We start from the raw sequence: 23295 nt of genomic DNA, 5'->3' as shown, positions 1-23295 counted from the left end.
CTGCTCCTGGAGCGCTACATCGCCCTCGCCGGCCGCTGACCCGGCCGACGTCAACGACGCCAGCTTCGAGTTCGGACTCCGCACCCTGCTCGACGGGCTCCAAGCCCGCCTCGAACACCACGGTCAGGGTGTGCCGCCGGCGAGCTGACCGGCGTCTGGCGTTCATCTGCATGGCCGGCCGTGCCGCCCACGGCCCGCATCGGATCAGCGAGGCAGCCCACCGCAGCGCGACGGCGAGAAGCGCCGGCACCGTACTGACGATGGCCGTGCCCAGCGCACCGATGGCCTCCATGGCGAGGCCGCCGGTAACGCCGACAGCTTCACCGGGCTGCTGGCTTCGCGGATCGTCGCGACGCCGGCGAACGCAGGCTTCTTCATCGTCCGGCCGCCGCGGCGCGTTCGCGGTTGGCACGGATCTCGTCGTGGTGGTCGGCAGCCCAACCGATCAGGGAGGTGACGATCTCGTGGAGGCCGTGCCCCAGCGGGGCGAGGGCGTACTCGACGCGCGGGGGACCTCGGCGTAGGCGGTGCGGGTGATCAGGCCGTCCTGGTGGAGCTGGCGCAGGGTGAGGGTGAGCATGCGCTGGGAGATGCCGGGGACCTGTCGTTGCAGGTCGGTGTAGCGCAGTGGTCCTGACTGCAGGACCGCGATGATCAGCAGGCTCCACTTGTCGCCGACGCGGTCGAGGGTCTGGCGGATGAAGTCCATGTGTTCGGCAGGAATGGCCGCACACGGCCCGATCGCCGCCGCTCCTGCTGCCGTCTCTCGTTCCGCGGTCGTCTCCATGACGCACATTCCTCTCCGGCACGCACACCGATGTGCCTTTTGTATCGCCTCCCATGCTGGTCCATCATGGCGTTACGCACAAGTCGTAAGTAATGGAGGCGCGTGATGAAGGTGGAGATCTGGTCCGAGGTGACCTGCCCGTGGTGCGGGCTGGGGAACCACCGGGTGGCCAGGGCCGTCGAGCGGTTCGAGCACTCGGACGAGGTGGACCTGGTCCACCACTCGTTCCCGCTCAGCGGCAGCTTCCCGGAGGGGCGCACCTTCTCCGTCCGTGAGGCCCTGCTCCGCCAGCACGGTATCGGCGGCGACCGGGCCGAGGCCTCGACCCGGCGGATCGAGAAGCTCGCCGAGAGCGAGGGCCTGACCCCCTACCGGGTGCTGGACAACGAGGTCGGCAACACCGATCTGGCGCACGAGTTCCTCGCCCACGCCAGCGCCCAGGGCCGCAACCGCGAGGCCTGGGACCTGATCTTCGGGACCTACTTCGGCAGGGCCGAGCCGGTCTTCTCCCCGGAGGACCTGCTGGGTCTGTCCGACGAGCTCGGCCTGGACCGCGAGCAGACCCGCCAGGCCCTGACCGACCGCCGCTACCGCCGGCAGGTCCGCGACGACGCGGCCCGCGCCCAGCGCCTGGGGGCGGCCGGTGCGCCGTTCATCGTCGTCGACGGCCGCTACGGCGTGCCCGGCGCCCAGGACAGCGACAGCCTCCTCGAGCTGCTGCGCACGGCCTGGGACGACAGCCACCCCCTGACCCTCGCCACCGCCGGCGGCGATGCCCCGGTCTGCGGACCGAACGGCTGCGCCGTCCCCGAGCGCGCCTGATCCACCCCCTGAACTCACCCCTGCACTCCTCGAAAGGCACTGCGATCACCATGAGCACCCTGCTGGTCCTCGGCGGCAGCGGCCGCACCGGCGCCCACGTGCTGGAGCATGCGGCCCGGCGCGGCCACCTCGTCCGCGCGCTGGTCCGCAACCCCGACGCGGTGCGGGCGCCGGCCGGCGTCGAGCTGGTCCAGGGCACCCCCGCGAACATCGACGACATCCGCCGGGCCGCGAAAGGCACCGAGGCGGTGATCAGCGTGCTGAACAACGCCCGCGCGTCCGACAACCCGTGGGCCAAGCCGGTCAGCCCGCCGACGTTCATGGCCGACGCCGCCCGCGACACCCTCACCGTCATGGGCGAGCAGGGCATCCGCCGCATCGTGTTGACCTCCACCCAGGGCGCGGGCGACGACTGGGCTCGGCTCAACCCGCTGGTCAAGGCGTTCATCACGCTGTCGAACGTCAAGGTGGGCTTCGACGACCACACCGGCGTCGACCAGGTCGTGCGCGCCTCGTCCGACGTCGACTGGACCCTGGCTCGCGCCGTCGCCCTGACCGACAAGCCCGCCTCCGGTCCCGTGCGAGCGGCCGAGGCCGGCACCGAGAAGCCCGGCACGACGATCAACCGCGCCGACCTCGCCCGGTTCCTCGTCCAGACCGTCGAGGACGACGCCTGGATCCGCCAGGCGCCCCTGGTCTGGAACGCACGCCGCTGACCCACTCCGTGATCCGCATCCGCCTCATGCGCAACAGCGCTCCGAGCTCGGATGCGCCGTCCGTCGATCGCGACGCCGGACCGGAGTGACCTGACAGCAACCGGCACCCCACCTCCCGAGGAGCGCGAGGACACCAGCATGACCAGCACACTCAGCGGCAAGACCGCCCTCGTCACCGGATCCAGCCGCAGCATCGGCCGGGCCATCGCGCTCGGCCTCGCCCGCGAGGGGGCCCTGGCCGCCGTGCACTACGGACGCGACGAGCAGGCCGCCGAGCAGACCGTCGACCTCATCGAGAAGGAGGGCGGCCGGGCCTTCGCCGTCGGCGCGGAGCTGGGCACGCCCGGCGCCGTCGACCAGCTCCTCCACCAGCTGGAGGCAGGACAGCGCGACCACACCGGGGAGGCCGTCCTGGACATCCTGGTGAACAACGCCGCCGCGACGACGCCCGCCGGCAGCGCCCCGGAACAGGTGCCCGCCGAGCAGATCGACGAGATCTTCGCGGTCAACGCCAAGGCCCCCTTCTTCCTCGCCACCGACCGGGCGCGCTGGATCACCGGAGCCGCCCTCGACGCCACCGGCGGCAGCCTCCTCGGGGCGCAGCCCGCTCCGCCCCGTCCCGGCTCTTCCCCTCTCCCCGAAGGAGTCCACCGCTGATGAACGTCTTCCTGTGGATCGTGCAGGTCGTACTGGCCGGCATGTTCGCCATGGCCGGTGTCATGAAGGTCGCGCAGTCCAAGGACAAGCTCGTCGAGAAGCTGCCCTGGGTGGCCGACTTCTCGGCCGGCACCGTCCGCTTCATCGGCATCGTGGAACTCGCCGGCGCCCTCGGGCTGATCCTGCCCGCGGCCACCGGTATCGCCACCGTGCTGACGCCACTGGCCGCCGTCGGCCTCGGAGCGACGATGCTGCTCGCCGCGACGTACCACGCCCGGAAGAAGGAGTTCTCCGCGATCGGCTTCAACGCCGTCCTGCTGGTCCTCGCCGTCCTGGTGGCCTGGGGCCGCTTCGGCCCGTACGGCCTCTGAAGCCGCCCGTCACGAGAAAGAGAGTTCCCTGGATGAATGCCGGACAGGTCGACGCCGATCGATCCTCGAAGAAGGCTCGGTTCATCAAGCTCGGACCGGGCGAGGCCCTGGAGACCCGCGTCGACATCGCACCGCTCTACCTGCTCAAGGCGGGCGCCGCTCACACCGACGGCCAGTACTCGGTCCTCGAGGTGTCGGTGGGTCACGAACTCCCACTCCACATCCATGAGACCGTCGACGAACTCTTCTTCCTGTTGGACGGCACGCTCCGGGTGACCTTCGACGACGAGCAGCACGAGGTCGGCCCGGGCAGCTTCATGTTCCTGCCGGCGGGGGTTCCCCATGCGATCAAGCCGCTGGGGGAGACCGTGCCGCGTGTTCTGCAGATCTCGGTTCCCGGAGGTTTCGAGCACTTCATCGAAGACATGGTCGAGCTCCAGGCCAAGGGAGACGCGATGGAAATCGATTCCGAGGAGTTCCGGGAGTTCGCGCGCAAGCACGACTGGACCCTGATCGGGTCGACCGGAAGCGCCGATCCCGACCCCGACCGACCGCAGGCCTCGTAGCCGCGGACGACGACCCACCGCCACACGGCCGGGCCCGACGGGGTCCGGCCGTACGGCGTCGCGGGCTACGGTCGCCGCATGGCCGCCCCGCCCGCACCCACCGTCCGTGCCGCCGTCCCGGCCGACGCTCCCGGCATCGCCGACGTCTGCACCCGGGCGTACCGGGCCACCTACCGGGACCTGCTGCCGGAGTCGTTCGTCGACGACGTCGTCGCCCGCTTCTACGACGAGGCGCGGGTCCGCGCCGAGACGGTCCCGGCCCCGCCGCACTGGCTGGGCTACGTGGTCGCCGAGGAGGCCGGCTCCGTGGTCGGCGCGGCAGGCGGAGCGGTCACGGGCGAGGGGGTCGGTGAGCTCTACGTCCTCTACCTCGACCCGGACCGTCGGGGCGAGGGGATCGGCACCCGGCCGCTCGACCACGTCACCGGGCAGCTGCGTGGCCACGGTGCGACCGAGATGTGGGTGAGCGTCGCCGAGGGCAACGACCTGGGCATCCCGTTCTACCGGGCCCGTGGCTTCGTCGAGCACGACCGCGTCCCGATGCACACCTCCGACGTGGCCGACGGGCTGTGGTCGCTGCGCATGCGCCGGGACATCACCCGACCGGACTATTGATGAGCCTAACCTCACCTGATGGGGTACGACGGCGCCGGCGAGGGACGCCGCCGTGGAGGTGGCGCAATGGTGCGGGCACGGGCACGACTGGGCGGACTGATCGCGACGGTGCTGGTCGCCGTCGTCCTGGCGGGGTGCGGTGGACCCGCCGCACCCGCCGCGGCACCCACCGGGGCGACGATCGAGCACCGCTACGGCACCACGACGGTCCCGGCGCAGGTCGAGCGCGTCGCCACGGTCGGCTGGAACGACCAGGACTTCGTGCTGGGGCTCGGGGTCGTCCCCGTCATGACCCGCTCGTGGTTCGACGCCTACTGGAGTTTCCCGTGGGTGCGGGCCGTGACGAAGGGGGCCGAGGTCCCGCGGTCCGGTGAGGACGGCATCGACCTGGAGGCCGTCGCCGCGAGCCGGCCGGACGTCATCATCGCGATCTACGAGGACATCGACGAGGACATGTACCGGAAGCTGTCCGCGATCGCGCCGACCGTCGTGCAGTCCTCCGCGTACCCACCGGAGAAGACCCCGTGGGACGTGCAGCTGCTCACCACGGGCAAGGCCATCGGCCGGGAGGACCTCGCCGAGCGGCGCGCGGCCGGAGTCCGTGACCGGATCGCCGCGGTCCGCGCGGCCCACCCGTCGTTCGCCGGGAAGGTGCTCGTCGAGGACTTCGGGCCGGAGAACGGCGGGCACTACCTGATCCCGGCCGGCGACCCGCGGCGCGCGCTGTTCGACGCGCTCGGCTTCGCGACGCAGGAGCACTCCGGGGACGTCAGCGAGGAGCGGCTGGACCTGCTCGACCGCGACGTGCTGTTCGTCAACGGCGCGACCGAGCAGCAGATGACGGCGTCGGTGCCGTTCGCCCGACTCGACGTCGTCCGTGAGGGCCGGACGCTGTACACGACGTTCTCCGACCCGCTGGGTGGCGCGTTGTCCTACGGCGGCCCGGACGCGTTGCTGTACGCGATCGACCAGCTGGAGCCGCAGCTCGCCGCCGCGACGAACCGCTGACCGCTCAGGCGGTGTGGGTGAGCGTGGCGGCCACCCCGGTCGCCCCGGCCAGCACCAGCACCTCCACCGCGGCCCACGCCAGCACCGGGAGCCGCCCGGCCCGCAGCCGGGACCGGGCGACGCCACCGAGCGCAGCGGCGACCGCGAGCAGCACGATCTTGGTGGCGACGACCGCGCCGTAGGCGGTCGTGACCAGCTCGACGGGTGAGGAGAGCCGTGCGGTGGCGGCGAGCGCCCCGGACACCCCCAACGCCACCACGGCGCCGAGCGCGAGCCGGGAGAACCGCGGCAGCGCGACCGCGAGCACGTCCGCGTCGCGGGCGGTGACCAGCACTGCGCCCAGCCCGCCGAGCCACAGCAGCGCCGCCGCGACGTGCACGACGACCGCGGGCACCGCGAACCAGGCGACCGTGGACGCCGCGGTGTGCCCGGTCGCCACCGGGGCCGCCGCCGCGACGACGACCAGCACCAGCGCGAGCGCGGCGGGCCCCGGCCCGGTGCCCGGCCGCGCGGGCCGCGACCCGGCGACCCCGGCCAACGCCAGCGCCGCGGCCACCGCGACGAGCTGACCGGCCCCGGCGCGGGGTCCGGTCAGGAACTCCAGCACGTCCGGTCCGCGGACCTCGGTGAGCCTCCGACCGGACACCAGCGCGCCGCGGACGAACGTCTCCGCCACCAGCACGGCCGACCACAGCGGGGCGGCGGCGGTCAGCACCCGGTCCGCGCCCGGCGTCCGGCCGGGGGCGAGCAGCACGGCCAGCGCCGCCCCCGCCGCGACGACCGCGAGGAGGTCGGCCGCGGCGCGCGCGAGGGTCTGCGCGAGGTCCACGGCGACCCCGTCCGGCCCGATCCCGCCGGTGACCACGGCGACGACGACCGCGGCCCCGAGCAGCACGGCACCCCACCCGGCGACGGTCGGAGCGGGCTCGCGCACCCGGCCGCCCGGCGTCCCGGCGCCACCGTCGCCCGGCACACCGTCGCCCGGTACGGCGTCGGCCGGGATGCCGTCGCCCGGCACACCGTCTGGCGGGATGCGGTCGGCCGGGATGCCGTCGCCGGGGACGGGACCGGCGATGGTCAGCCCCGCGACCGGCGCAGCGCGAACGCCGCCCCGGCCCCGATCACCACGACGGCCGCCACGCCCCACGGCCAGACCGGCGGGCCGCCGTCGTCGGCCGCGGTGGGGACGGTCTGCGGCGCGGCCTCGGGCTCGGCGGCGGTCGCAGCCGCGGAGGTGTGCCCCGGAGTCGCGGCGGCCGCGCCCGGCCCGGGGGAGGTGAGGGTGAACGGCACCGTGCCCGAGACGGGGTGGCCGTCGTCGGAGACCACCCGGTAGGTGATCGTGTAGCCGCCGGCCGCACCGAGCGGGCGCAGCGGCACGGTGAGGGTGGCGCCGTCGCCGGTGGCGGGGCCCGCCGCGTAGTCGGTGCCGCCGGGGCCGGTCACCGCGACGGTGGCGTCGGCGGCCGCGATCTCCTCGGAGAAGGTCAGCGACACCGATGTCGGCGCGGTGCCGACCTGCGCGTTCGCGGCGGGACTGCTGGACTCGAGCTCGGTGTGCGCCCAGGCCGGCGCGGCCCCGACGACGAGGGCGAGCAGCACGGCGGGGAGGGCGACCGCGAGGCGGCGGAGAACGGGGCTCACGCCCCGATCGGTCGTCGTACCGGGCGCGACGGTTCCCGATGTCACCCGGACGGAGCAGCAGCGGTCAGCGCCAGGACGGCAGCCACAGCTCGGCCTGCCAGTGCGCCGCGGTGATCGGGTCGCCGACCAGGATCGGCCACAACCACACGAAGTTGACCCCGATCAGCGCCACCCACGTCGCGACGACGAGCAGCCCGTTGCGGCGCCGGCGCGCGCTCATCCGGGAGTGGCCCAGCATCTGTCCCATCGCCAGCACGACGCCCAGGACCAGGAACGGCACCACCGGCATCATGTAGAAGAAGTACATCTGCCGGTCGATGTTGAAGAACCACGGGACGAACCCGGCGCCGTAGCCGACGAGCACCGCGGCCCACCGCCAGTCGACCCGGGTCACCGCCCGCCACAGCCCCCAGAGCAGCACCGGGATCGCCGGCCACCACAGCGCGGGGGTGCCGATCAGCATCACCGCGGAGACGCAGTCGGTCTCCCCGCAGCCGGTCGCGTCGTCGGCGTAGCGGTAGAGCATCGGCCGCAGCCCCATCGGCCAGGTCCAGGGTTTGGACTCCCAGGGGTGCGCCCCGGCGGACTGGGTCGTCAGGTTCTCGTGGAAGGCGAGGACCTGACCTTGGTAGTACCAGAGCGACCGCAGGGCGTCGGGCACCCAGGCGAACGCCCCGCCGGTGCCGATCTCCCGGCCGACCTCGTGGCGGTCGATGCCGGTCTCGCTGCCGAACCACGCCCACCAGGACCCGAGGTAGGTCAGCGCCGGGATCAGGACCAGCGCCCACAGCGCGGGGGCGACGTCGCGCACCATCGTCCCCACCCACGGCCGGGCCACCCCGGCGCGGCGGCGCACCGAGACGTCCCACAGCACGCACAGGAGCCCGAAAGCGGCGACGTAGTAGGCGCCGTTCCACTTCACCGCGCACGCCAGGCCGAGCGAGACGCCCGCGGCCACCCGCCACCAGCGCACGCCCCAGCGCGGGCCCCACACGGTGTCGTCGACCCGCCCCTGCGCGACGACGCGTGCCATCCGGCCGCGGACGTCGTCGCGGTCGGCGAGCAGTGCGGCGAACGCGGCCACCACGAACAGCGCGGAGAAGACGTCGAGCATCCCCATCCGCGACTGCACGTGCGACAGCCCGTCGGCGCACAGCAGCAGCCCGGCGAGCCCGCCCAGCGCCGTCGAGCGGGTGAGGCGCCGTCCGGCCCGGACGACGAGCAGCACGGTGAGCACCCCGGCCAGCGCGGCCGAGGCCCGCCAGCCGACGCCGTCGTAGCCGAAGACCATCTGGCCCAGCGCGATCAGCTGTTTCGCCAGCGGCGGGTGGACGATCTTCTCGTAGCCGGGGTTGCTCTCCACCCCGCCGTTGCGGACCATGTCCCAGGCCTGCGGGACGTAGTGCTTCTCGTCGAAGACGGGCGTTCCGCGGTCGGTGGGCTCACCCAGGTCGTAGAAGCGCAGCAGCGCCGCGACCAGCACCACCCCCGCGGTGACCAGCCAGCCCCGCAGCCGGTCCGACGGTGGCGGGGCGCCGAGCCGCGCCACCGGGCCGGGATCGGCGCGGCGCAGCGGTGGCGGGGTGCCGCGCGGGGTCAGACCGGGTTCGGGTGCCGCTCCGGCGACCCGGCTCCCGGCATCGGCGCTCGTGGTGGCCATCGCGTCCGATCGTAGGCTGGCCGACGTGACTCCCGCCCCCGACTCCACGCCCGACACGGCCACGACGACCGGTCGCCTGGTCCTGGCCGCGACCCCGCTGGGCGACCCGCGGGACGCCTCGCCGCGGCTGCGGGAGCTCATCGCCACCGCCGACGTCATCGCCGCCGAGGACACCCGCCGGTTCCGGACCCTCGCCGCGGCGCTGCCGGTCACCTACACGGGCCGGATCGTCAGCCACTACGACGCCGTCGAGGCCGAGCGGCTTCCCGGCCTGCTGTCCGCGGTCCGCGACGGCGCGACCGTGCTGGTGGTGTCCGACGCCGGCATGCCCGCCGTCTCCGACCCGGGCTACCGGCTCGTCGCCGCTGCCGCCGCGGAGGACCTGCCGGTCACCTGCGCGCCCGGACCGTCCGCGGTGACCACCGCGCTGGTCCTGTCCGGGCTGCCGTGCGAGCGGTTCTGCTTCGACGGCTTCCCGCCGCGCCGCTCCGGCGAGCGCCGCCGGTGGCTGGAGAGCCTGCGCGACGAGCGCCGCGCCGTGGTGTTCTTCGAGTCCCCGCGGCGGACCGCGGACACCCTCGCCGACGCCGTCGCCGTGCTGGGGGAGACCCGCCGTGCCGCGGTGTGCCGGGAGCTGACCAAGACCCACGAGCAGGTCGTGCGCGGCACCCTGGCCGAGCTGCACGCCTGGGCGACCTCCGGCGACGTGCTCGGCGAGGTGACCGTGGTGCTGGCCGGTGCCGAGGCCCGCGAGGCGCCGCCGGTGGAGTCCCTGGTCGACGCCGTGCGCGAGCGCACCGACGACGGCGAGCGCCTCAAGGACGCCGTCGCCGCCGTCGCCGAGGCCGCGGGCGTGCCGAAGCGGGACCTCTACAACGCGACCCTCGCCGCCCGGGACTGACGCCGCACCCCGCGTGCGGTCGCCGCACCCGTCGCGGCGGGTGCGACGGCCCCCGGTGGGGTGCGACAGCGCGGCGGGAAGGGCGGGCCCGGGAAGGGCGGGGCGGGCGGTCAGGCGGTCGCGGGGGTGCGCGTCGGGATCGCCCGCATGACCGGCTCGACGTAGCGCGCGGCGATCGGGCCCAGCACCGCCATGATCAGCACGTACGCCGTGGCCAGCGCGGACAGCTCGGCGGGGACGGCCGCGTAGCCGACGGCGAGCCCGGCGATGACGATCGAGAACTCGCCGCGGGCGATCAGCGCCGCACCGGCGCGGGCCCGGCCCATCCGCCCGATCCGCGCCCGCTTCGCCGCCCACCAGCCCGTCGCGTACTTGGTGGCCGCGGTCGACACGGCGAGCACCAGCGCCCAGCCGAGCACCGGCGGGATCGCCCGCGGGTCGGTCGAGAGCCCGAACACCACGAAGAACACCGCGGCGAACAGGTCGCGCAGCGGTTCCAGCAGCTTGGTGGCGTTCTCCGCGGTCGAGCCGGAGATCGCGATGCCCAGCAGGAAGGCGCCGACCGCCGCCGACACCTGCATCGCCTGGGCGAACCCGGCGACCAGCAGTGCGGCACCGAGCACCTTGAGCAGGAAGACCTCGCGGTCGTCGGAGTCGACGACCGCGGAGACGTAGCGGCCGTAGCGCAGCGCGACCACCAGCACCACGGAGATCACCGCGAGCGACACCGCGACCGCGCTGACCCCGCCCCACAGCGTCACGCCGAGCAGCAGCGCGGTGAGGATCGGCAGGTACAGCGCCATCACGAGGTCCTCGAACACGAGCACCGACAGCACCGCCGGCGTCTCCCGGTTGCCGAGCCTGCCCAGGTCGGACAGGACCTTCGCGACGATCCCGGAGGAGGAGATGTAGGTGACCCCGCCCAGCACCATCGCCCCGACCACACCCCAGCCCAGGATCAGCGCGACCGCGACGCCCGGCGCGGCGTTGAGCACGATGTCGACGATCCCGGCGGTCCAGGACCGCTTCAGCCCGGTGACCAGCTCGACCGCGGAGTACTCCAACCCGAGCAGCAGGAGCAGCAGCACGACGCCGACCTCGCCGGCGAGCGAGGTGAAGTCGCCGATGTCGCCGAGCGGGATGATCCCGCCAGCGCCGAACGCGAGGCCGCCGAGCAGGTAGAGCGGGATGGGGGACAGGGCGATCCGCTGGGCGAGCCGGCCCAGCAGGCCGAGCCCGAAGAAGACGGCGCCGAGCTCCAGCAGTTCCAGTGCGGTGTGGTCCACGGCTTGCGGGGCGGCCTCAGCCGTGGGCGAGGATGTCGGCGGCCTGCTCCAGCTTCTCGGCTGTGCCCACGGCGATGACGATGTCCCCGGCGGCCAGCACGTGGGCCGGCGTCGGCGACGGGATCACCTGGCCGGCACGCATGATGGCGACCACCGAGACCTGGGTGCGGGTGCGCAGCGCGGTGTCGCCCAGCGGGCGGCCGTCGAACGGGCTGTTGAGCTTGATCGGCATCTTGCGGGTGGTGATGCCCGGTACGTCCGCGTGCTCGTCCTTCAGCTGGTTGACCAGCTGCGGGGCGCCGAGCAGGTTCGCCAGGGCGCCCGCCTCCTCGGTGGTCAGCGGCAGCTCGGCGACGCAGGCGTCCGGGTCGTCGGCACGGGAGAGGATCAGGTCGACCTTCCCGTCGCGGTGCGCGATGACCCCGACCCTGCGGCCGTTGCGCAGCTCGATCTCCTTGCGCACCCCGATCCCGTGCAGCGGTGTCACGTCGACGTTCACACCTGCAACGGTACGCCGCGCGGACCGGCCGGTGGAAACACGCTCGTGACCGGGCCGCCGAATGGCCGGGTCCGGCCGGGGGTAGCCCGGGACCATGCCTTCGGACCTGCCCCCACACGTGATCGTGCTGTTCGGCGCCACCGGCGACCTCGCGAAGCGCAAGCTCTTCCCGGGTCTGCTCCACCTGCAGAACGAGGGACTGCTCCCCGAGGACTTCCGGGTGATCGGGTCCGGTCGGCACTCGCCCGGCTCCGACGACGAGTTCCGCGACCGCATCCGCGGCGCCCTGCCCGACGACACCGGCTGGGACGACTTCGCGCCCCGGCTGAGCTTCGTCGTCTCCGACGCCGAGGACGGCGCCGACCTCGCCGACGCCGTCCTCGCCGCCGAGAAGGAGCTGGCCGGTGGCGGCGCCGAGGTCCGCCGGCTCGTCTACCTGTCCGTGCCGCCGACGGCGATGACCCCGATGGTCGCGATGCTGGGGGAGACCGGCCTCGCCGAGCGCTCCCGGCTGGTGCTGGAGAAGCCGTTCGGCACCGACCTGGAGTCCGCGAAGAAGCTCAACGCGGGCCTGAAGGACGTCTACGACGAGGCCGACATCTTCCGCATCGACCACTTCCTGGGCAAGGAGTCGGTGCAGAACATCCTCGCGCTGCGCTTCGCCAACGGCCTGTTCGAGCCGGTCTGGAACCGGCAGAACATCCGCTACGTGCAGATCGACGTCCCCGAGGAGATCGGGACCGAGGGCCGGGCGTCGTTCATGGAGTCCACCGGCACGTTCCGGGACATGATCTCCACCCACCTGTTCCAGATCCTCGGGTTCGTGGCGCTGGAGCCGCCGTACGAGATCGCTCCGGACGCGCTGCACGCGGAGAAGGCGAAGGTCTTCTACTCCGTCCGGCGGCTCGACCCGTCGCGGGTGGTGTTCGGCCAGTACGCCTCCTACCGCGACGAGGACGGGGTCGCGGACGACTCGGAGTCCGAGACGTTCGTCGCGCTGGAGGCCTACGTTGACAACTGGCGCTGGTTCGGGGTCCCGTTCTTCCTGCGCACCGGGAAGAAGATGGGCGCGACCCGGCGCACCGTCACCATCGGCTTCGACGAGCCGGCACTGACGATGTTCCCGGGCGGCTCGTTCACCGGCGCCGCCACCGGCAGCGCCCCGACCGAGCTCGTCATCGAGCTGGCCGACCAGGTCACCGCCGAGCTCGACGTGCGGGCGAAGGTGCCCGGCCCGGAGCTGAAGGTCGGCCGCGGCCGGATGCGGCTGGACCTCGACGGCGTCGGCGATCCCGACGACGCCCTGGAGGCCTACGAGCGGCTGCTCCTGGACGTGATGAAGGGCGACCGCACCCTGTTCACCACCACTGAGGAGGTCGAGCGGCTCTGGGAGCTGTGCGACCCGGTGCTCGCCGACCCGCCCCCGACCCAGACCTACGACGACGGCTCCTGGGGCCCGCAGGACGCGCTCGACCTGCCCGGCCCGCGTGGCTGGCGGGTGCCGGAGTGAGTCCCACGCGCTCCGCCGACCAGCTGCCGATCGCCGAGCACGGGATCGTCGGGGACCTGCGCTCCGCGGCGCTGGTCGGCACCGACGGCACCGTCGACTGGTTCTGTCCCGGCCGGTTCGACGCGCCCAGCGTGTTCGCCTCGCTGCTCGACGCCGGCCGCGGCGGGCACTGGCGGCTCGCGCCCTGCGTCGACGAGACCGAGCTGGCCAGCCAGCAGCAGTTCTACTACCCCGACTCCACCATCCTCATCACCCGCTTCCTCACCTCCGACGGCATCGTCGAGGTGCAGGACTTCATGTCCCTGCTGCGCCCGCACGACCCGGACCACCGGCAGCGCCTGGTCCGGCGGGTCACCGGCGTCCGCGGCTCGGTGCCGATGGCGGTCGAGGTCGTGCCCCGGCCGGACTACGCCCGCGAGACCCCGAAGGTGGAGACCGCCGGGGCCGGCATCCGGTTCACCGGCAGCGGCGTCACCCTGGACCTGACGTCGTCGGTGGAGCTGGAGATCACCGACCACGCCGCGGGCGCGGAGTTCCGCACGGCCGAGGGGCGCACCGAGGTGTTCGTGCTGGAGGTCGACGCGGCCGAGGAGCCCACCGCGTGCGACGACGCCGCGGAGGCCCTGTTCACCGGGACGGTCGCGTTCTGGAAGGACTGGCTGGCGCACTCGTCGTACACCGGGCGGTGGCGCGAGCGCGTGCACCGCTCCGCGCTCACCCTCAAGCTGCTCACCCACGAGCCGACCGGCGCGGTGATCGCGTCGCCGACGATGGGGCTGCCCGAGCAGCTCGGCGGCGAGCGGAACTGGGACTACCGCTACGTCTGGATGCGCGACGCCGCCTTCACCCTCTACGCGTTGCTGCGGCTCGGGTTCACCGAGGAGGCCGGCGCGTTCATCGCGTGGCTGTCCGGACGCTTCGGGAGCACCCGCGACGGAGACCAGGGCCCGCTGCGCGTCATGTACACGATCGACGGCGACGAGACCCCCGACGAGGTGGAGCTCGACCACCTCGAGGGCTACCGCGGTTCGCGCCCGGTGCTGGCCGGCAACGGCGCCTCGGCGCAGCTGCAGCTCGACATCTACGGCGAGATCATCGACTCGGTCTACCTGTACGACAAGTACGGCGACGGCGTCGGCCACGAGGACTGGACGAACCTCTGCACGATCCTCGACTGGCTGCGCGAGCACTGGGACTCACCCGACGAGGGCATCTGGGAGACCCGGGCCGGCCGCCAGGACCACGTGTTCTCCCGGCTCATGTGCTGGGTCGCGGTCGAGCGGATGATCCGGATGGCGCGCCGGCGCGGCCTGCCCGGCGACGTCGGGGCCTGGACCGCCACCCGCGACGAGATCTACCACCAGATCATGGACCGTGGCTGGGACCCCGACGTGCCGCCGCGCGGGTCGTTCGTGCAGCGCTACGGCGCCCGCACGCTGGACGCGGCGGTGCTGCTCATGCCGATGGTCAAGTTCTGCGCGCCCACCGAACCGCGGTTCCTCGCGACCCTGGACGCGATCAACGACGACCTCGTCGTCGACACCCTGGTGTTCCGCTACGACGTCGAGGACTCACCCGACGGCCTCGACGGCGAGGAGGGCACGTTCTCGATGTGCTCGTTCTGGAACGTCGAGGCGATGACCAGGGCGGGGCGCCTCGAACAGGCCCGGATCGCGCTGGAGAAGATGTTCTCCTACGGCAACCACCTGGGTCTCTACGCCGAGGAGATCGGCCTGACCGGGGAGCAGCTGGGCAACTTCCCCCAGGCGTTCACCCACCTGTCGCTGATCAGCTCCGCGATCAACCTGGACCGGGCGCTGGGCTGAGCCTCAGCGGGTGGTCGCGCACGCCTCGAGCAGCTTGGCGCCGTGCTCGATCGCCCGCTCCCGGTCCACCGGGCTGTCCGGGTCGACGCAGGCCAGGACGATCTCGGCGAGCCCGCCGATGACGAAGTGCCCCGCCAGGCGCAGGTCGTCCGGCTCGACGCCGTCGCCGACCGGCTGGGAGGCGACGATCTCGGCGAACCCGCGGTTGGCGCTGCGGCGCCGTGCCACCAGCGGCGGGCAGCCGATCGCGTCGGCGAGGACGACGGCGCGGCGCGGGTCGCGGACGACGTCGTCGAGCATCACCGTCGTCATGACCCGGAACCGGTCGATCGGGGAGCTGCCGGCGGCGGCCGCCTCGGCGAAGGACTGCAGCATGTTCGCCGAGCGGTCGTCGACGATGTGGTCGAACACCGCGCAGACGAGCTCGGCGCCCGAGGTGAACTCGGCCGCGCAGGAGGCCGGGACCCCCGACCGGCGCACGGCCTCCCGCGGGTCGACGGCCGTCCAGCCGCCGTCCGCCCACTGCTGCAGGGCCGCGTCGAGGAGTGCCTCGCGCTCCTGTTCACACCGGTCCATGGGCGCCACTATGGCACCGCCCTGCCCCCCGACCTCAGGATACGGGGTCTATCCCCACCTTTGGTGATGTGCCGCCGCAGAACGTGGTGGCATCGATGAATACGCTGGAGGGCATGAGCAAAGCCGTGCTGACCGCCGTGGCGTGGCCCTACGCCAACGGCCCCCGGCACATCGGCCACGTGTCCGGCTTCGGTGTGCCCTCCGACGTGTTCGCCCGGTACCGGCGGATGGCGGGGGACCGGGTGCTGATGGTGTCCGGCACCGACGAGCACGGCACCCCGATCCAGGTCCAGGCCGACGCCGAGGGGCTGACCCCGCGCCAGCTCGCCGACAAGTACAACGACGTGATCACCGACGACCTGCAGGGTCTCGGGCTGAGCTACGACCTGTTCACCCGGACCACGACGTCGAACCACTACCGCGTCGTGCAGGACATGTTCACCGCGCTGTACAAGAACGGCTACGTCGTCCCGAAGACCCAGCTGGGCGCGATCAGCCCGTCCACCGGCCGCACCCTGCCCGACCGCTACATCGAGGGCACCTGCCCCATCTGCGGCTACGACGGCGCCCGCGGCGACCAGTGCGACAACTGCGGCAACCAGCTCGACCCGGCCGACCTCAAGAACCCGCGCTCGCGGATCAACGGGGAGACGCCGAAGTTCGTCGAGACCGAGCACTTCTTCCTCGACCTGCCCGCCTTCTCCGAGGCGCTCGGGAGCTGGCTGTCGACCCGCACCGACTGGCGTCCCAACGTGCTCCGGTTCTCCGCCAACCTCGTGGAGAACCTCAAGCCGCGCGCCATCACCCGGGACCTGGAGTGGGGCGTGCCCGTGCCGCTCGACGTCTGGTCGGACAACCCGCTCAAGAAGATCTACGTCTGGTTCGACGCCGTCATCGGCTACCTGTCCGCCTCGGTGGAGTGGGCCCGCCGCGGCCCGGACCCGGACGCGTGGAAGCAGTGGTGGACCGACCCGGCCGCCGAGGCCTTCTACTTCATGGGCAAGGACAACATCACCTTCCACTCGGTGATGTGGCCGGCGATCCTGCTCGGGCAGAACGGCGCGGGTGACCGCGGCGGCGAGCCCGGCCCGTACGGGACGCTGGACCTGCCCAGCGAGGTCGTGTCCTCGGAGTACCTGACGATGAGCGGGTCGAAGTTCTCGACCAGCCGCGGCACCGTCATCTACGTCGGGGACTTCCTGCGCGAGTTCGGACCGGACGCGCTGCGGTACCACATCGCCGTCGCCGGGCCGGAGAACCAGGACGTCGACTTCACCTGGGACGAGTTCGTCCGCCGGGTCAACTTCGAGCTGGCCAACGAGTGGGGCAACCTGGTCAACCGGTCCATCTCGATGGCCCACAAGAACGTGGGGGCGATCCCGACGCCGACGGCGCCGCAGCAGGCCGACGCCGACCTGCTCGCGTACTCGAAGGCGGGGTTCGACACCGTCGGCGGGCTGCTCGCCCGGAACCGGTTCAAGCAGGCCGCGGGCGAGGCGATGCGGGTGGTCACCGCCGCGAACCGGTACCTGTCGGACCAGGAGCCGTGGAAGCGCAAGGACGACCCGGAGCGCCGGGACACGATCCTGCACACCGCGCTGCAGGTCGTGCAGGACGCGAACACCCTGCTCACCCCGTTCCTGCCGCACGCCGCGCAGAAGGTGCACGAGGCGCTCGGCGGCACCGGGGTGTGGGCCGCGCAGCCGGAGAAGACAACCGTGGACGACCTCGGCGACGGTCCCGCCTACCCGGTCCTCACCGGCGACTACGCCGCCGAGCAGGCCCACTGGGGCTCCACACCCATCGAGGTGGGGCGCCCGCTGGCCAAGCCGTCGCCGATCATCGCCAAGCTCGCACCCGAGCTGGGGGAGACCGGGCCGGAGTGGGCTCCGGTCCAGAAGTGAGCTCCGCGACGGGCGGGGACGCGGACCGGCCACCGGCAGGCCGGCGTCCCCGCCCCGAGCCGCCCGAACCGCTCGCCGCACCCACGATCGACAGCCACACCCACCTCGACGCCTGCGGCTGCGAGACCGACGCCGACGTCGTCGCCGCGATGGACCGGGCAGCGGCGGTCGGCGTCGTCGGCGCGGTCACCGTCGCCGACGACCTCGACGGCGCCCGGTCCGCGGTCCGGGCCGCACACGCCGACGACCGGGTGTGGGCGGCCGTCGCGCTGCACCCCACCCGGACGGCGCGGGTCACCGCCGGAGATCTCGCCGAGATCGAGCGGCTGGCCGCCGACGAGCGTGTCGTGTCGATCGGCGAGACCGGCCTGGACTACTACTGGGACCACAGCCCGCCCGCCGCGCAGCAGGACGCGTTCCGCTGGCACATCGGGCTGGCCAAGCGCACCGGCAAGCCGCTGATGATCCACGACCGGGACGCCCACGAGGACGTCCTGCGGATCCTGCGCGAGGAGGGCGCCCCGGAGACGGTGGTCTTCCACTGCTTCTCCGGCGACGCCGCGATGGCACGGGAGTGCACCGACGCCGGGTACGTCCTGTCCTTCGCCGGCCCGGTCACCTTCAAGCGCAACGACGAGCTGCGTGCCGCGGCGGCCCTCGTCCCCGCCGGTCAGTACCTCGTGGAGACCGACGCGCCGTTCCTCACCCCGCACCCGCACCGCGGCCGGGCCAACGAGCCCTACGTGCTGCCGTGGACGGTGCGCGGGGTCGCCGCGACCCGCGGGGAGCCCGAGGCCCTGGTCGCCGAGACGGCCCGCCGCAACGCCGAACGGATCTTCCGGCTGCGCACGACCGATTGACGCCGTCCGCCGTGATGAGCGGCGGGGTTGTCGTCACTCACCGTCGATCCCCGGCCGCTCGTCGCCACGCGCGCGTCGGACACGCTGCTCCGGGTCACGGTCCGCTAACGTCCGTCGTCGTACCCGCCGGGACGGGGTCGCTCCCCCGACCCGCGGGACGACGACCGGTCCGCTCCCCAGCGACGGTTCCGCTCCCCGGCACCGCGCCGGTCGTCGTTCCCGCAGGTCATGACTCCTTCCCGGACAGCCGAGACCCCGGGAAGTCATGTCTTCGCGTCACGCCGCACCGCTCGCCGACGACGAGCTCACGCGACCGCTCCCCGCCGTCGCGCCCGCCGGTCTCGCCGGCGACGAGGCCGGGTTCGTCACCTACGAGGGCCGTCACCGCACGGCCGCCGCCCGCTCCCGGGCCGGGGTCCGGACCGCCGCCGCGGCCGCGCTGTTCTCGGTCCCGACCGGTGGGCTCGCCGCCGCGGTGCTCTCCGCCCCCGCCGAGCAGCCCGCCCAGGAGCTCCACGCGGGGCTCGCCGCGAACGCCACCGATCTCGGCACGGCGTCGATGAACCTCGACCGGGCGTCCTCCCCGGCGTCGTTCGCCCCGGTCGCCGCTCCGACCACCGGCTCGGACATCGTGAACGCCCAGATCGTCGAGTCCCAGAAGCTCCCGGTGCCGGAGCAGGAGGTGCAGGACCCGTCGCTCGACGAGGGCACCCGCACCGTCGTCGACCCGGGCCGCGAGGGCGCCCGCAGCATCATCTGGCGGGTCACCTACGACCAGGGCCGCGAGGTCGCCCGCGAGCGCATCGGCGCCGGTCAGGACACCCCGGCCCTGCCGCGCGTGGTGAAGGTCGGCACCAAGAAGAAGGTCGAGGAGATCGTCGAGAAGGCCGGCGCGAAGGCGACGTCCTCGGCGCCCGCCGTCTCCAACGGCGCGACCTGGGACAAGCTCGCCAAGTGCGAGTCCGGCGGGAACTGGAGCATCAACACCGGCAACGGCTACCAGGGCGGGCTGCAGTTCAACAAGCAGACCTGGCAGGCCTACGGCGGCGGGCAGTACGCCCCGACCGCGGACAAGGCCTCCCGCGAGGAGCAGATCGCGGTCGCCGAGAAGGTCAAGGACGACCGGGGCGGGTACAGCGCCTGGCCGTCCTGCTCGTCCAAGCTCGGCCTGAGCTGATCCCGCACGCACCCCGCCCGGGGTGCCCCGCGAGAATGGTTCCGTGAGCGACCACGGGACCGACGGCGGCCGGAGCCGCAGCATCGACGCCGACGGCGACCGGAGCACCACCACCGCACGCCTGCTGGGCCCGGCCGACGTCCGGGTGCTGGCCGAGCGGCTCGGTCTGCGTCCCACCAAGAAGCTCGGTCAGAACTTCGTCCACGACGCCAACACGGTCCGCCGGATCGTGAAGTCCGCCGGCGTCGACGGTGACGACGTGGTCCTCGAGGTCGGCCCCGGGCTGGGGTCGCTCACCCTGGCGCTGCTGCCGGTCGCGGCCCGGGTGCACGTCGTCGAGATCGACCCGGTGCTGGCGGGGCTGCTGCCCGAGACCGTCGCCGAGCGTGCCCCCGGGCTGGCCGATCGCCTCACCGTGACCGGGGCCGACGCCATGCGGGTCGGCGCGGACCGGCTGGCGGCCGACGCCGGGCCCGGGGCGTCGCCGCCCACCGCGATCGTCGCGAACCTGCCCTACAACGTCGCGGTGCCGGTGATCCTGCACCTGCTCGCCGAGCTGCCGTCGCTGCGGACCGGGCTGGTCATGGTGCAGGCCGAGGTCGCCGACCGGCTCGCGGCGGGACCCGGCTCGCGCGAGTACGGCGCCCCCAGCGCCAAGCTCGCCTGGTACGCGGCGGCCCGCCGCGCCGGGCCGGTGCCGCGCGCGGTGTTCTGGCCGGTCCCCGGCGTCGACTCCGGACTGCTGGCCTTCACCCGGCACGACCCGCCCGCCGACGCCGACCGGGCGGCGACCTTCGCGGTCGTCGACGCGGCGTTCGCCCAGCGTCGCAAGGTGCTGCGCGGGGCGCTGTCGGGCTGGGCGGGTTCGGCCGCGGCGGCCGAGCAGGCCCTGCGCGCCGCCGGCGTCGACCCCACCGCGCGCGCCGAGACCCTCGCGGTGTCCGACTTCGCCCGGATCGCCCGGAACCGCCCCGCAGGGGACCCTCCCGCCTGAACCGACCGGCCCCGGGGCAGCGCATGATGGCGTGGTGACACGGTCGAGGGAACAGGTGGTCAGCGCCGACGGGACGAGCCCGTGGCCCGCGTTGTGGGCCCTGGTGATCGGGTTCTTCATGATCCTGGTCGACGCCACGATCGTCACCGTCGCGACGCCCGCGCTGCTGACGTCGCTGGACGCCGACGTCAACTCCGTGGTCTGGGTGACCAGCGCCTACCTGCTCGCCTATGTCGTCCCGCTGCTGGTCACCGGCCGGCTGGGGGACCGGTTCGGGCCCAAGCGCGTCTACCTGTGCGGGCTCGCGGTCTTCACCCTGGCCTCGCTGTGGTGCGGGCTCACGTCGACCGTCGGCGCCCTGATCGTCGCGCGGATCGCCCAGGGGCTCGGCGCCGCGATGATGACGCCGCAGACCATGGCCGTCATCACCCGGACCTTCCCGGCGGCCCAGCGCGGACGCGCGATGAGCCTGTGGGGCGCCGTCGCCGGCGTCGCGACCCTCACCGGGCCGATCGTCGGCGGGCTCCTCGTCGGCGGCCTCGGCTGGGAGTGGATCTTCTTCGTGAACGTGCCGGTCGGGGTGATCGCCTTCGTCGCCGCGTGGCGGCTGGTCCCCTCGCTCGAGACCTCGCGCCGCCGGTTCGACGTGGTCGGCGTGGTGTTGTCCGCCGTGGGCATGTTCCTGCTGGTCTTCGGCATCCAGGAGGGGCAGAAGTTCGGCTGGAGCGTCGGCATCTGGGCGCTGATCGGCAGCGGGGTCGTCGTGCTGGTCGCGTTCGTGTGGTGGCAGCGGGTCACCACCAGCGAGCCGCTGGTCACGCTGCGCCTGTTCCGGGACCGGAACTTCTCGCTGGCCAACATCGCGATCTGCACCGTCGGCTTCGCGATCACCGCGCAGGGCTTCCCGCTGATGATCTACGCGCAGAGCGTGCGCGGCTTCACCCCCACCGAGGCGGCGCTGCTGCTCGCACCGCTGGCGATCTTCTCCGGCGCACTCGCCCCGTACACCGGGCGGTTGACCGACCGCGTCCACCCGCGGCTGATCGGCGGATTCGGGATGTCGACGTTCGTCATCGCGCTGGTCTGGCTGGCGGGGGTGATGGGCCCGGACACCCCGGTCTGGCAGCTGCTGCTGCCGCTCACCCTGCTCGGGATCTCCAACTCCTGCGTCTGGGCGCCGATCTCCACCAGCGCCACCCGCAACCTGCCGATGGACCAGGCCGGATCCGGGTCGGGCGTCTACAACACGACCCGTCAGGTCGGCGCGGTGCTCGGCAGCGCGGGCATCGCCGTGCTCATGGAGTCGCGGATCGCCGCGCTCGTCCCGGGCACGTCGACGACCGGCGGTTCCCCGGAGGTCGCCGCGGCCGGCGGGCCGCTGCCCGAGGCGCTGCGCGATCCCTTCGCGACGGCGATGGCCCAGTCGATGCTGTTGCCCGCGGCCGTGCTGGTCATCGGTGTCGTGGCCGTCGCCTGCTTCGCGACGCCGCGCCACCTGTCCGAGCGCCGTGCCGCCGCCGCGGAGCGTGCTGTCTCGGAGGACTCCCTCACCCGGTAGGCGCAGGCAGCACCGTCGTGCCACTCGCCGGGAACGGGCGTCGGCGTGGGCCGGGCGTCGGTCCTACCGGGTGCCGGTCGTACGGATTCGCTTACCCGGTAAGCGAGTTCGCAGGAGAGACGGTGTCGGTGTCGGGGGCGTCAGGTGGGGCGGTGGCCGGCCTCCCGGTCGTCGCGGGTGCCGGTCCTCCGAGTTCGCTTACCGGGTAAGCGAGTTCGCGGGAAAGGGGGTGCTCGTGGCGGGCCGGCCCGCCCCTGCCGCCTGGTCGGGGGCGCGTCGCCCGGAACCGGTGAGCCCGGCCACCCCGAGCGCCGGGCGGCGGCGGTCCGTCCCGTGCTGCCCGTAGGGTTGAGCAGTGCTGTCCGCCGTGCCGCGACCGGTCACCGTCCGGGTTCCCGCGAAGATCAACCTGCACCTCGCCGTGGGCGGGGTGCGGCCGGACGGCTTCCACGACCTGGTGACGCTCTTCCACGCCGTCAGCCTGTTCGACGAGATCTCGGTCGAGCCGGCGCAGGAGCCCGCGTTGGAGGTGCACGGCGACGGGGTGGCCGAGGTGCCGCTGGACGCCACCAACCTGGCCTGGCGGGCGGTCGAGCTGCTCGCGGAGCGGGCCGGGCGGGCCCCGGACGTGCGGGTGACCCTGCGCAAGGGCATCCCGGTCGCGGGTGGGATGGCGGGCGGCTCCGCCGACGCTGCGGGCACGCTCGTCGCGCTGTCGTCGCTGTGGCGGTTGGAGCTGGGCCGCGACGATCTGTCCGAGCTGGCCGCCGAGCTCGGATCGGACGTCACGTTCGGTCTGCACGGCGGCACCGCGCTCGGCACCGGCCGTGGCGAGAAGATCATCCCGGTGCTCGCCCGGCACCGGCTGCACTGGGTGATCGCGCTGGCCCGCGGTGGGCTGTCCACCCCGGCGGTGTTCGCCGAGCTGGACCGGCTGCGTGGCGACGGCCCGATCACCGAGCGGCCGGTCGAGCCCGTCCTGGAGGCACTGTCCTCGGGCGACCCGCGCCGGCTCGCGCTGAACCTGGGCAACGACCTGCAGGTCGCCGCCGTCTCGATGGCCCCGGATCTGCGCCGCACCCTGCGCGCCGGGGTCAACGCCGGAGCGCTCGCCGGTCTGGTGTCCGGCTCCGGGCCGACGTGCGCGTTCCTGTGCGCCGACGCCGACTCCGCCGTCGAGGTGGCGACCGAGCTCGCCGGCATGGGGGTGTGCCGCACGGTGCGGGTCGCCCACGGCCCGGCCGGCGGCGCCCGCATCGTCGACACCTCGGAGACGGGCGGCGACCACCCCCCCGACCGCGGCGGCCCCTCGAGCTCCGGCTCATGGCCCCCGGTCCGTGCCTGACCTTCCCGACGGT

General features: G+C 73.4%; 24 protein-coding genes. 16 read left to right on the top strand and 8 right to left on the bottom strand.

What is annotated here, in order from left to right; all coding sequences use genetic code 11:
• Together KPL59_RS32350 and KPL59_RS32345 are read right to left on the bottom strand one after the other, a co-directional pair.
• Positions 1–412, bottom strand: a 412-nt coding sequence (locus KPL59_RS32350; protein WP_226363080.1) for a hypothetical protein, incomplete at its 3' end; no start/stop codon positions are given.
• 33 nt (positions 413–445) lie between these two features.
• On the bottom strand, positions 446–787 hold the full coding sequence (locus tag KPL59_RS32345) for a helix-turn-helix domain-containing protein (protein WP_226363079.1): 342 nt from the start codon (positions 785–787) through the stop codon (positions 446–448).
• 105 nt (positions 788–892) lie between these two features.
• Between KPL59_RS32345 and KPL59_RS32340 the strand changes: the two genes are divergently transcribed.
• From KPL59_RS32340 to KPL59_RS32310, 7 genes are all read left to right on the top strand, one after another.
• Positions 893–1609: a DsbA family protein gene (locus tag KPL59_RS32340; RefSeq protein ID WP_226361051.1), complete on the top strand. Its 717-nt coding sequence runs from the start codon at positions 893–895 to the stop codon at positions 1607–1609.
• A 50-nt stretch (positions 1610–1659) separates the two neighbouring features.
• Complete coding sequence (locus KPL59_RS32335) at positions 1660–2325, top strand: NAD(P)-dependent oxidoreductase (protein ID WP_226358594.1); 666 nt, start codon at positions 1660–1662, stop codon at positions 2323–2325.
• Positions 2326–2463: 138 nt separating this feature from the next.
• Positions 2464–2982, top strand: a complete 519-nt coding sequence (locus KPL59_RS32330; RefSeq protein WP_226358595.1) for an SDR family NAD(P)-dependent oxidoreductase — start codon at positions 2464–2466, stop codon at positions 2980–2982.
• Positions 2982–3353 (top strand): DoxX family protein, encoded by a 372-nt coding sequence (locus KPL59_RS32325; RefSeq protein WP_226358596.1) that lies wholly within the window; start codon positions 2982–2984, stop codon positions 3351–3353. The genes KPL59_RS32330 and KPL59_RS32325 overlap by 1 nt, the downstream gene beginning before the upstream one ends.
• 32 nt (positions 3354–3385) lie before the next feature.
• Positions 3386–3919 carry a cupin domain-containing protein gene (locus KPL59_RS32320; RefSeq protein WP_226361049.1) on the top strand — a complete coding sequence of 178 codons (534 nt, stop codon included), beginning with the start codon at positions 3386–3388 and terminating at the stop codon, positions 3917–3919.
• Positions 3920–3997: 78 nt separating this feature from the next.
• A complete protein-coding gene (locus tag KPL59_RS32315; RefSeq protein ID WP_226353532.1) occupies positions 3998–4534 on the top strand; it encodes a GNAT family N-acetyltransferase in 537 nt (178 codons plus the stop codon).
• A gap of 66 nt (positions 4535–4600) precedes the next feature.
• A complete protein-coding gene (locus tag KPL59_RS32310) occupies positions 4601–5542 on the top strand; it encodes an ABC transporter substrate-binding protein (RefSeq protein WP_226353531.1) in 942 nt (313 codons plus the stop codon).
• 4 nt (positions 5543–5546) lie between these two features.
• Here the strand turns inward: KPL59_RS32310 and KPL59_RS37320 are convergent, their stop codons facing one another.
• The 3 genes from KPL59_RS37320 to KPL59_RS32295 form a co-directional block, all read right to left on the bottom strand.
• Positions 5547–6560, bottom strand: coding sequence for a CopD family protein (locus tag KPL59_RS37320; RefSeq protein ID WP_226363078.1), 1014 nt, complete (start codon positions 6558–6560; stop codon positions 5547–5549).
• 59 nt (positions 6561–6619) lie between these two features.
• Positions 6620–7186, bottom strand: coding sequence for a copper resistance CopC family protein (locus KPL59_RS32300; protein WP_226353529.1), 567 nt, complete (start codon positions 7184–7186; stop codon positions 6620–6622).
• A gap of 64 nt (positions 7187–7250) precedes the next feature.
• The gene (locus tag KPL59_RS32295; RefSeq protein WP_226363077.1) at positions 7251–8846 is read right to left on the bottom strand and encodes a dolichyl-phosphate-mannose--protein mannosyltransferase; all 1596 of its coding nucleotides are present in this window, start codon (positions 8844–8846) and stop codon (positions 7251–7253) included.
• Positions 8847–8871: 25 nt separating this feature from the next.
• On the opposite strand from KPL59_RS32295, the gene rsmI reads away from it, so the two are divergent.
• Positions 8872–9747, top strand: a complete 876-nt coding sequence (gene rsmI / locus KPL59_RS32290; RefSeq protein ID WP_226353527.1) for a 16S rRNA (cytidine(1402)-2'-O)-methyltransferase — start codon at positions 8872–8874, stop codon at positions 9745–9747.
• A gap of 110 nt (positions 9748–9857) precedes the next feature.
• On the opposite strand, the gene KPL59_RS32285 is transcribed toward rsmI, so the two are convergent.
• Both KPL59_RS32285 and KPL59_RS32280 read right to left on the bottom strand, forming a co-directional pair.
• Complete coding sequence (locus KPL59_RS32285; protein WP_226363076.1) at positions 9858–11033, bottom strand: cation:proton antiporter; 1176 nt, start codon at positions 11031–11033, stop codon at positions 9858–9860.
• Positions 11034–11049: 16 nt separating this feature from the next.
• Positions 11050–11532, bottom strand: a complete 483-nt coding sequence (locus KPL59_RS32280) for a cation:proton antiporter regulatory subunit (RefSeq protein WP_226363075.1) — start codon at positions 11530–11532, stop codon at positions 11050–11052.
• Between the two features lie 94 nt (positions 11533–11626).
• Here KPL59_RS32280 and zwf point away from each other — a divergent pair, with 94 nt between their 5' ends.
• Both zwf and KPL59_RS32270 read left to right on the top strand, forming a co-directional pair.
• Positions 11627–13042: a glucose-6-phosphate dehydrogenase gene (gene zwf / locus KPL59_RS32275; protein ID WP_226363074.1), complete on the top strand. Its 1416-nt coding sequence runs from the start codon at positions 11627–11629 to the stop codon at positions 13040–13042.
• The gene (locus KPL59_RS32270; protein ID WP_020627557.1) at positions 13039–14868 is read left to right on the top strand and encodes a glycoside hydrolase family 15 protein; all 1830 of its coding nucleotides are present in this window, start codon (positions 13039–13041) and stop codon (positions 14866–14868) included. The genes zwf and KPL59_RS32270 overlap by 4 nt, the downstream gene beginning before the upstream one ends.
• A gap of 3 nt (positions 14869–14871) precedes the next feature.
• Here the strand turns inward: KPL59_RS32270 and KPL59_RS32265 are convergent, their stop codons facing one another.
• Positions 14872–15444 carry a TetR/AcrR family transcriptional regulator gene (locus KPL59_RS32265; protein WP_226363073.1) on the bottom strand — a complete coding sequence of 191 codons (573 nt, stop codon included), beginning with the start codon at positions 15442–15444 and terminating at the stop codon, positions 14872–14874.
• Between the two features lie 113 nt (positions 15445–15557).
• Here KPL59_RS32265 and metG point away from each other — a divergent pair, with 113 nt between their 5' ends.
• The 6 genes from metG to KPL59_RS32230 all read left to right on the top strand — a co-directional run bounded on the left by metG (position 15558) and on the right by KPL59_RS32230 (position 23282).
• Positions 15558–17348 (top strand): methionine--tRNA ligase, encoded by a 1791-nt coding sequence (gene metG / locus KPL59_RS32260; protein WP_043281815.1) that lies wholly within the window; start codon positions 15558–15560, stop codon positions 17346–17348.
• Positions 17345–18208, top strand: a complete 864-nt coding sequence (locus KPL59_RS32255) for a TatD family hydrolase (RefSeq protein ID WP_374111688.1) — start codon at positions 17345–17347, stop codon at positions 18206–18208. Before metG ends, KPL59_RS32255 begins: the two co-directional genes overlap by 4 nt.
• A 265-nt stretch (positions 18209–18473) precedes the next feature.
• Positions 18474–19385, top strand: a complete 912-nt coding sequence (locus tag KPL59_RS36605; protein ID WP_305080600.1) for a resuscitation-promoting factor — start codon at positions 18474–18476, stop codon at positions 19383–19385.
• A 121-nt stretch (positions 19386–19506) separates the two neighbouring features.
• On the top strand, positions 19507–20379 hold the full coding sequence (gene rsmA / locus KPL59_RS32240; protein ID WP_226363095.1) for a 16S rRNA (adenine(1518)-N(6)/adenine(1519)-N(6))-dimethyltransferase RsmA: 873 nt from the start codon (positions 19507–19509) through the stop codon (positions 20377–20379).
• Positions 20380–20413: 34 nt separating this feature from the next.
• Positions 20414–21937 carry a DHA2 family efflux MFS transporter permease subunit gene (locus tag KPL59_RS32235; protein ID WP_226350725.1) on the top strand — a complete coding sequence of 508 codons (1524 nt, stop codon included), beginning with the start codon at positions 20414–20416 and terminating at the stop codon, positions 21935–21937.
• Between the two features lie 355 nt (positions 21938–22292).
• A complete protein-coding gene (locus KPL59_RS32230; RefSeq protein ID WP_226363072.1) occupies positions 22293–23282 on the top strand; it encodes a 4-(cytidine 5'-diphospho)-2-C-methyl-D-erythritol kinase in 990 nt (329 codons plus the stop codon).
• Positions 23283–23295 lie beyond the last annotated feature (13 nt).

It is taken from the genome of Pseudonocardia sp. ICBG1142, assembly GCF_020496255.1.
Lineage (GTDB): Bacteria > Actinomycetota > Actinomycetes > Mycobacteriales > Pseudonocardiaceae > Pseudonocardia.
This window is presented reverse-complemented; position numbering and strand designations above follow the sequence as displayed.